This is a genomic window from Longimicrobiaceae bacterium (assembly GCA_035936415.1).
In the GTDB taxonomy this organism is placed as follows: domain Bacteria; phylum Gemmatimonadota; class Gemmatimonadetes; order Longimicrobiales; family Longimicrobiaceae; genus JAFAYN01.
Genome location: DASYWD010000011.1, coordinates 1 through 7,528, shown reverse-complemented (window position 1 = coordinate 7,528; position 7,528 = coordinate 1). Strand labels below are relative to the sequence as shown.

Here is a 7,528-nt window from a genome sequence, read left to right as displayed (position 1 = left end):
ACGTGCGGATCGGCGGCGACCCGGTGCTGGGCGACCGGCTGCCGAACACCGCGTCCTGGAGCCGGAACGGGGCGGCCGGCCTGGGCTACGTGGGCGAGCAGCTCGCCGCGGGGGGCGCCGTCCGGGCGTACGGGTTCGGGTACGGCCTCCCGGTGCCCCCGGGGAGCGACCCGGTGGACCTCCGCGGCCGGCGGCTGGAGGCGACGGGGCGGGCCGAGGCGTCGCCCGGGTCCGCGCTCTTTCCCACCTTCCGGGTAGAGGCGACCGCGCAGGACTACACCCACGACGAGCTGGACGGCGACGGCGGTGTGCAGCAGACGTTCGCGCTGCGGACCGGGTCGGCGGGCGCGCTCCTGCGCCAGGGAGCGCTGGGCCCCTTCGTGGAGGGGGCCTGGGGCGTGTCCACGCTGCTGAAGCGGTACGACGCCACCGGACCCGCCGCGCTCACTCCCCCGGCGGATTCGCGCGGCTTCGGCCTCTTCGCCTACCAGGAGGCGGAGCTGCGTCCGGGAGGGGCGGCGCTGCAGCTCGGCGGGCGCTTCGACCACTACGGGGTGCGCTCCCGCGCGGCCCCCAAGTTCGGGCCGGGGCGGGAGCGGACGTTCCGGGCGCTCTCCGGCTCCGCGGGCGTGCGGGTGCCGCTCGGCGGGTGGGGCTCCGTGGGGACGAGCGTGGCCCGCTCGTTCCGCGCGCCCACGGTGGAGGAGCTGTTCTCCGGCGCGCCGCATGCCGGGACGGGGTCGCTGGAGCTGGGCGACCCGGGGCTGGAGGCGGAGCGGGGGTGGTCGGCCGAGGGGGTGGTGAACGCCCGCGGACGGAGGTGGAACGGGCAGCTCGCCGCCTACCGCAACGCCGTCGCCGGCTACGTGCACCTGGCGGCCCGGGGCGACACGCTGGTGGGCGGGGTCCGGCTCCCGGTGTTCGCGTACGTGCAGGACCGCGCCGTGCTGCGCGGGGTGGAGGGGTCGGTGGAGTGGGCGGCCGGGGAGCGGGTGGTGCTCGGGGCGATGGGGGACTACCTGCACGCCTCGCTCGCGGACGGGACGCCGCTCTCGTTCATGCCCCCGCCGCGCCTGGGTGCGTCGGTCCGCTGGGAGGGCGACGTGCTCTCCGTGGGCGGCGACGTGCACCACGAGCTGCGGCAGACGCGCGTGGGCGCCGCGGACGAGCTCCCCACCCCCGCCCACACCCTCTTCCGCGTGCATGCCGGGATCCGCTTCGTCCGCGGCGGCGCGGCGCACTCCCTCGCCCTCCGCGGCGAGAACCTGGCGGACGAGGTGCACCGCGAGGCCACCAGCCGGATCAAGGACTTCGCCCCGGGACCCGGGCGCAACGTGTCGCTGGTGTACCGGGTCTTCTTCTGAGCCGGAGCTACTGGACCTCCACCTCCGTCACGTGCGAGAGCGCCGCGGCCGTCTGCCCCTCGATGGCCTCGAACATGGCGAAGGTGTGGGGGCCGGACGGGACCTCCGCGAACTCGATGCGGAACGCGTCGGGCGTCGTGTCCTGGGGACACTTCCGCGAGCTGTCCGGCTCCACCCGCGGCCAGCGCACCACGACCGCGACCGTGTCGCCGCGGAAGCTGCGGACGGCGCCGCGGGGCACGTGCCGGCAGGGGTTGTCCAGGTAGTAGGTCGCCGAGATCACGCCCGGCCGCGGGGACGCGACGGCGACGCCGCCGGGCCACTCGAAGCCCACGGGCGGGATCCGCGTCACCGGGACCCGCTTCCCTTCCACCGGGATCACGGGGACGCCCGGGGTGGGGACGGGGTTGGGCGGCGGCGGCTCTTCGTCCTCCCCCCCGCAGGCGGCCACGGCCAGCAGCGCCAGGACGAGGGCCCGCTTCGGCAGGTCGCTGCCCATTTCAGCGGTACTCCAGCTCCTTCCGCGTCCACACCTCCCCGCCGCGCGCCACCAGCGCCACCCGGCGCAGGTTGCCGATGTCCGCGAGAGGGTCGGCGTCCAGCACCACCAGGTCGGCGAGCTTCCCGGGCTCCAGGGTGCCGAAGTCCGTCCGCCCCATGGCGCGGGCGCCGTTCCGCGTCGACGCGACCAGCACCTCCATGGGCGTGAGCCCGGCCTCCACCATCGCCTCCATCTCCCGGTACACCGAGGGGCCGTGCAGCGTCAGCGGGTTCCCGGCGTCGGTCCCCATGGCGACGGGGATGCCGGCATCGTGCACCCGCTTCAGGTTCTCCAGCATGGTGCGGTAGCCCTGCCGGATCCGGTCGTTGAACTCGGGGTCCACCCGCCCCCCGCCGATGGAGTCGGTGAGGAAGGCCTTCCGCCGCGTGTCGGGGTCCACGCACTCCAGCGGCACGTCGGGCCGGAAGCGCCTCTCCCGCAGCTCCACGTACCCCTCGCGCACCGTGAGCGTGGGGTTGTAGTAGGCGCCCGCTTCGCGCGCCAGCCGCAGGAACTCCTCGTCGACGGGCCGGTCCTCCACCGAGTGCACGAGCAGCTTCGCGCCCGCCCGGAGGGCGTGCTTCGCGGCCCAGAGGTTCGTGGCGTGCACGATCAGCGGGGTGCGGGCGGCGCGCGCCTCCTCGGCGGCGATTCCCAGGCGGCGCACCCAGGCGGCGGTGTCGGCCGAGGACGGCCCCACCACCATCCAGACCTTGACCGCGTCCGACTTCCAGCTGGTGACGAAGCGGACCGCCGCGCGGGTGAGGGAATCGCTCTCCATGCGGATGAACTGCTGGGTTCCCGGCAGGAGGAGCTGCTGCGGCGCGAACGGGGTGATCAGCGGACCCGCCGCGGCCACGTGCGGAGCGGAGGTCGACCGTTCCGCCCGCGCCCTCAGGTCCCACGTCCACGGGTAGCCGCCCACGTCGAAGGTGGCGGTCACCCCGGAGCAGAGATGGCTGCGGAAGAAGCGCTCCGGGTTCGCTTCCAGCGCGGCGACGGTGGAGTCGTACGGGAAGCGCTCGCGCAGGTCCAGCGCGTCCGGCCGCCCGTCCGCCCACCCGGTCTGGGAGTAGTGGACGTGCGCGTCTACCAGCCCCGGGACGATCCACTTCCCCCGCGCGTCGATGGCGTGCACGTCGGGGCCCACCTCGCACTCCCCCACGCAGGCGATCTTCCCGCCGCGCATCACCACCGTCCCGGTGCGCGGCGCCGCGCCCGTGCCGTCCACGAGGGTTGCGCCGGTGAAGGCGAAGGCGGGGACCGGGGTGTCGCCGGGCGAGCCGAAGGCGGTGGAGACCGCCACCTTCCAGCTCCCGTCCGGCTGCTTCACCAGCACCCGCTCCGAGACCCCGCGCTGGCTCCCGCCCTGCACCACCCGGTACCGGTAGGCGCCGTACACCACCCCCGGCGCGACGGGCACCACCTCGAAGTGCGTGGCCACCAGCGTGTCCGGCCAGGAGTCCGGGTCTCCGGACGCCAGCCCCGCGTACCCCCACTGCGTCCCGCCCGGCCCGGTTCGCGCCAGCCGCGGACTCTGCAGGTAGTGCCGCAGGTACGCCGCGCGGTCGCGCCCGTGGATCGCGGCGATGTTGGAGCGGAAGGCGGCGAGCGCCCCCGCCGAGTCGGCCGCGCGCGCCGCGGCGTCGTACCGGCCCCCCTGCGCCTGCGCGGCGGGGGCGAGGGCCAGGAGCGCGGCCGCGGCCAGGAGGAGCGTGCGTCGGGTCATGGCATCGTTGCGGAAGAGGTGTGTCTGGTCCCCGAAGAGTACGCCGCTGCGCCTCCGGCCGTCAAACCTCGCCGAGCCCGCTCCCCCACGCCGATGCCCCCGCAGCCCCCTTTCTACAATCTTCATTCTACATTCTTCATTCCCACGGAACGCCCCTTGCCGCCCCCCCACCCTCCACGTCCCCCATCACCCTCGACGGGAGAACCGCCGTGAACACCGACGACATGACCACCACCCCCACCGGCCTGCGCTGGCGCGACGAGCAGGTGGGCACCGGAGCCGAAGCGACGCGCGGGAAGGCCGTGGCGGTGCACTACACCGGCACGCTGACCGACGGCACCAAGTTCGACAGCAGCCGCGACCGCGGGGAGCCGTTCGAGTTCCCGCTCGGCGCGGGGATGGTGATCCGCGGGTGGGACGAGGGAGTGCAGGGGATGAAGGTGGGCGGCCGCCGGACGCTGCTCATCCCGCCCGAGCTGGGGTACGGCGCCCGCGGCGCGGGGAACGTGATCCCGCCGAACGCGACCCTGGTCTTCGACGTGGAGCTGCTGGAGGTGCGGTGAGGGGAGTGCGTGAGTGCGAAACGGCGCCCCCTGCCGGGAGATCCCGGTGGGGGCGCCGTTGGGTGGCCCTCACCCGGCGGCCTGAGAGCCACCCTCTCCCAAGTCTGGGAGAGGGGATGAACTGCCCGTAGCCGTCAGCCCTCTCCCGCATGCGGGGGAGGGTGGCGAGCCTAAGCGAGCCGGGAGGGGGCCCGGCCCCCGCGCCCGCGGGGGACACGCCCAGATCGGCTGTTCCTCGAGAACCAGCTCACTGCGGCTTGAGGTACGGCGACAGCAGCCCCGCCCAGCTCCGGTCCAGCCGCTCGTACTCCTCCGCGCAGAGATGCGCCCGCTCCGGCGGAAGGGTGCCGTCCTCCACGAGGTAGGCGTACCCCTCCGGATCCCGGCCGTACACCCAGCAGACGATGTTGTAGAACCGCTGCGCGTCCAGGGAGTGCTCGTTCCAGGGCGCGGGATCGCCGGCCCCGCCCGCGCGGTCGTGCTCCAGGAGGAAGGCGTTCGCCCCGTTGATGGCGGCCTTCCCCCCCTCCTCCGTCCCGTCCGTCAGCAGGAAGGCGGCGAGCTGGTCCACCGCGTCCTCCTCACGTCCGGTGATAGGGAGGTCCCACAGGTGCACCAGCGCGTGCCCCAGCTCGTGGTAGAGCGTGAAGTAGATCGCTCCCCACGCGGCCTCGTTCAGCTCCTCCTCGGACCCGGTGGTCTCGCCGAAGACGCCGTAGAGGTCGTCCATCAGCTCGTAGCAGATCCGGATCCGGCGCTCGTCGGGGTCGTAGAAGGCGTTCGCCTCGCCGCACTCGGCGAAGGTGAGCCGCACGTCCGCCGGGAGGACGAAGGTGCGGTTGAGCGCGTCCGCCACGTCCTCCAGCACCCGCGCGCCGCGGAGGTCCGCCTGCCACTGGCGGTACTCGGCGGAGCGGGGCGTGTCGTAGACGACGACGAAGTCGCCCTGGTCGGCGACGGAGGCACCCTCGGCGGGCGTGCACCCGGACGCGAGCAGCGCGGCCAGCATGGCGGGGAGCGCGCGCCGGCGGAGCGGCCGGCGCGCGGAGGGGAGGTGGGGCATGTATGCGGTGCGGCGGCGCGGCGGCTACTGGTCCTTGAAGATGGCGACGGTGGGGTTCCCGTCGGGGCCCACGTAGCCCCGGTACATCCCGGAGGAGTTGAAGGGCATCGCCACGTTCCCCTGCGCGTCCATGGCGATCACGCCGCCCTCGCCGCCGGCCTTCACCAGGACGTCCATCACCACCTGGTCCGCCGCCTCGGCGAGCGGCAGCCCCCGGTACTGCATGCGGGCGCAGATGTCGTGCGCCACGGTGTAGCGGATGAAGTACTCGCCGTGCCCGGTGGCGGAGACCGCGCAGCTCGCGTTGTTCGCGTAGGTGCCGGCCCCGATGATGGGGACGTCGCCCACCCGCCCAAAGCGCTTGTTGGTCATCCCCCCGGTGGAGGTCCCGGCGGCCAGGTTCCCGCTCCGGTCGAGCGCCACGGCGCCCACCGTGCCGAACTTGCGGTCGCGGTGCTCCGGGTCCCGGCTCTCCTCCAGGGCGCGGAAGTAGGAGGTGGTGCCCTGCCTCTTCTCCGCCTGCAGCGCGCGCTGGAGTGCCTCCCAGCGGCTCTCGGTGCGGAAGTAGCTCGCCGGCACCATCGTAATCCCCTGCTGCCGGGCGAAAGTCTCCGCGCCCTCCCCGATCATCATCACGTGCGGCGACTTCTCCATCACCGCCCGCGCCAGGTTGACCGGGTTCTTCACGTGGTGCAGCCCGGCGACCGCCCCCGCCTCCAGCGTCCGCCCGTCCATCACGGCCGCGTCCAGCTCGTTCTTCCCGTCGTTCGTGAAGACGGCGCCCTTACCGGCGTTGAAGAGCGGCGAGTCCTCCATCACGTTGATCGCCGCGGTCACCGCGTCCAGGCTGGTCCCCCCGCGCGCCAGCACCGCGTGCCCGGCCTGCAGCGCCTGCGTGAGCGCGGCCCGGTACTCGGCCTCGCGCTCCGGCGTCATGGCGGCGCGGGAGATCGTGCCGGCGCCGCCGTGGATCGCGATCCCCCAGCGCGGCTGCTCCGAGGACGCCGGGGCAGGGGTGGCCGCAGCGGCGGGCGAGGCCGCGGGCGGGGTGGTCTGGGCGGTGGCGCAGCCGAGCGGCGCCAGGAGCACGGCCGCCAGCGCGAGGGCGTGGCGGACGGGTGCGTTCGTTCGGGGCATCGACGTTCTCCGGGAAGCGGACGAGCAGGGTCCCTGGAGAGCGGGCCGCCGGAGCGGCGCGCCGGGACGCGGCGAGGCAAGTGCCTGCGGAACCGCATGATGCTAGCACCGGCACCCCGAACGGGCAAGGTCCTTCGGGGTGCCTACGGAGCGGCCTCCTCGCCGTCCGGGAGCGCGTCACGGCCCCGCCCGGCCAGCGCCAGGTAGGCCACCAGCAGGAGGGCGAAGAGCGCGGCGAGCGACAGCTTCAGCGGGCGCGGGATGGGGGCGGGGGAGACGAACCCCTCGATGGTCCCCGCCACCACCAGGAGCACCACCGTACCGCCCAGCAGGGAGACGGCCTCCCGCCCGCGCCGCACCAGCGCCTCGCGCCGCGTGCGCCGCCCCGGGATGAGGATCGCCGAGGCCAGCCAGAAGCCGGCGCCCCCGGCGATGCAGATAGCCGTCAGCTCGATGGCGCCGTGCGGGAGGACGAAGGTCCACAGGTGAAGGCTGGCGCCGTGGTTGGCGAAGAGCCCCGCCACCGCGCCCAGGAACACCCCGTTGAACACCAGCGAGGCCACGGTCCCGAGCCCCGCCAGGATCCCCCCGGCGAAGGCGACGAAGGTCACCTGCACGTTGTTGGCGATGATCCCCGCCCCCATGGCGGGCATGAAGATCTCCGGCACCTCCACGTACCCCTCGCCCGCCGCCTCCTTCCGCTGCGCCTCCTCCGCGCGCACCATCATCTCGGCGGGGACGATCTCCCGCGCCCGCGGCGGGTCCGCCCGCACCGCGGCGAAGGCGAGCAGGGCGGGGAGGTAGAAGAACGCCGCCGCCAGGGCGATGGGGCGCCAGCGAAGCCGCACCAGCGCGGGGAAGCCGCCGGCCAGCCACGCCCGCACCCGCCGCCAGGACCGGCGCGGCGGCCGGTACAGCAGGTTGTGGCCGGCGCCCACCCATCGCTCCAGCGTGTACACCAGCTCCGGCGAGCCGCCGTAGGTGCGGGCGCGCGCCAGGTCCGCGGCCACCTCCCGGTACAGCGCGGCGAAGCGCGACACCTCCCGCTCGGGGAGCGCGTCGAGCCCACGCTTCCGGGCGCGCTCCAGCAGCGCGCCGTACGCGTCCCAGTCCGCCCGCTGCCGCCGGACC

Annotated in this window: 7 protein-coding genes; 2 read left to right on the top strand and 5 right to left on the bottom strand. The window is 74.5% G+C overall.

Annotated features, from left to right (window positions below; translation table 11 throughout):
- Positions 1 to 1,364 (top strand): TonB-dependent receptor (locus tag VGR37_00305; protein HEV2145835.1); only part of this gene is annotated, 1,364 nt, incomplete at its 5' end.
- A 7-nt stretch (positions 1,365 to 1,371) separates the two neighbouring features.
- Here VGR37_00305 and VGR37_00300 read toward each other — a convergent pair.
- Both VGR37_00300 and VGR37_00295 read right to left on the bottom strand, forming a co-directional pair.
- Positions 1,372 to 1,863, bottom strand: a complete 492-nt coding sequence (locus VGR37_00300) for a hypothetical protein (GenBank protein HEV2145834.1) — start codon at positions 1,861 to 1,863, stop codon at positions 1,372 to 1,374.
- A 1-nt stretch (position 1,864) separates the two neighbouring features.
- Positions 1,865 to 3,634 carry an amidohydrolase family protein gene (locus VGR37_00295; protein HEV2145833.1) on the bottom strand — a complete coding sequence of 590 codons (1,770 nt, stop codon included), beginning with the start codon at positions 3,632 to 3,634 and terminating at the stop codon, positions 1,865 to 1,867.
- 209 nt (positions 3,635 to 3,843) lie between these two features.
- On the opposite strand from VGR37_00295, the gene VGR37_00290 reads away from it, so the two are divergent.
- Positions 3,844 to 4,197 (top strand): FKBP-type peptidyl-prolyl cis-trans isomerase, encoded by a 354-nt coding sequence (locus tag VGR37_00290; GenBank protein HEV2145832.1) that lies wholly within the window; start codon positions 3,844 to 3,846, stop codon positions 4,195 to 4,197.
- A 247-nt stretch (positions 4,198 to 4,444) separates the two neighbouring features.
- Here VGR37_00290 and VGR37_00285 read toward each other — a convergent pair whose 3' ends face one another.
- The 3 genes from VGR37_00285 to VGR37_00275 form a co-directional block, all read right to left on the bottom strand.
- Complete coding sequence (locus tag VGR37_00285) at positions 4,445 to 5,260, bottom strand: DUF4344 domain-containing metallopeptidase (GenBank protein HEV2145831.1); 816 nt, start codon at positions 5,258 to 5,260, stop codon at positions 4,445 to 4,447.
- A 24-nt stretch (positions 5,261 to 5,284) separates the two neighbouring features.
- A complete protein-coding gene (locus VGR37_00280; protein ID HEV2145830.1) occupies positions 5,285 to 6,397 on the bottom strand; it encodes an isoaspartyl peptidase/L-asparaginase in 1,113 nt (370 codons plus the stop codon).
- 143 nt (positions 6,398 to 6,540) lie between these two features.
- Positions 6,541 to 7,528 (bottom strand): stage II sporulation protein M (locus tag VGR37_00275; GenBank protein ID HEV2145829.1); only part of this gene is annotated, 988 nt, incomplete at its 5' end.

Excerpts from the sequence above, each read along its gene's own strand:
- VGR37_00285 (HEV2145831.1), bottom strand. The coding sequence starts at position 5,260 with ATGCCCCACCTCCCCTCCGCGCGCCGGCCGCTCCGCCGGCGCGCGCTC.
- VGR37_00295 (HEV2145833.1), bottom strand. The coding sequence starts at position 3,634 with ATGACCCGACGCACGCTCCTCCTGGCCGCGGCCGCGCTCCTGGCCCTC.
- VGR37_00300 (HEV2145834.1), bottom strand. The coding sequence starts at position 1,863 with ATGGGCAGCGACCTGCCGAAGCGGGCCCTCGTCCTGGCGCTGCTGGCC.
- VGR37_00280 (HEV2145830.1), bottom strand. The coding sequence starts at position 6,397 with ATGCCCCGAACGAACGCACCCGTCCGCCACGCCCTCGCGCTGGCGGCC.